At 54.0% G+C, this 759-nt stretch carries 2 protein-coding genes; both read left to right on the top strand.

Annotation, left to right across the window (positions count from 1 at the left end; all coding sequences use genetic code 11):
* The first annotated feature begins 107 nt into the window (after positions 1–107).
* Complete coding sequence (locus IEW17_RS20635; RefSeq protein WP_188563951.1) at positions 108–590, top strand: IS110 family transposase; 483 nt, start codon at positions 108–110, stop codon at positions 588–590.
* Positions 591–630: 40 nt separating this feature from the next.
* Positions 631–759: transposase family protein (locus IEW17_RS21570; RefSeq protein ID WP_188563950.1), on the top strand; the 129-nt coding region annotated here is incomplete at its 3' end.

Below are 759 nucleotides of genomic sequence, written 5' to 3'. Positions count from 1 at the left end.
AACCGCCGATGCCCGCATTAAACTAGCCAAACTATACCCGACTATTTAATATTTTTTAACCGCTAGAAGTCCTTTATCGTGCTTTTCCCCACCTTTTCACTACTTTCATGATGGTCACCGCCTCTTTGTTACCCGTTGTCGGCCTGGACGTGAGCAAGGCCACGCTCGCCGTCTGTTACCAAGTAGATGACCTGGTCAAGCACCTGGAAGTCAGCAATAATAAAGCGGGATTTCAGCAGCTGGTCAAGGCCTGCGGCGCGCATTGCCGGTTCGTGATGGAAGCCACCGGCACTTATAACCTGGCCCTGGCCTATTACCTGCACGAGCAGGGCGGACAGGTGGCCGTGCTCAATCCGCTCGTCATCAAGCGCTTCATTCAGATGCATTTAAGCAAAGGCAAGAGCGACCGCAAAGATGCGCAGTGGCTGTTGCGTTACGGCCAGCAGCAACCCGTGAAGGTCTGGCAGCCGGACGAGACGGTGCTGGTCGAGTGTCGGCAACTCGAACAGGTGAACGAGCAGCTGCTCAAGCAAAAAACCATGGTCAGCAATTCCCTGGAAGCATTGCAACGCCAACCGGTCACAGACTAAACACATTTAGCATTAGGCGTAAATTTGGGTTTTTGCCCGCATGTCGCTGCTCACTCATTTAGCCCAGGTGCCGGACTACCGGCGGCCGGGCGGCAACTTTCGCCATCCATTGCTTTCTATTTTAGTTATCAGTGTGTTGGCCGTGCTCAGCGGGGCCGATGACGTGGAA

Source organism: Hymenobacter frigidus, assembly GCF_014640435.1.
GTDB classification, from domain to species: Bacteria; Bacteroidota; Bacteroidia; order Cytophagales; family Hymenobacteraceae; genus Hymenobacter; species Hymenobacter frigidus.
Note: the sequence above shows the minus strand (reverse complement) of the source record. Positions and strands in the feature narration are given on the sequence as shown.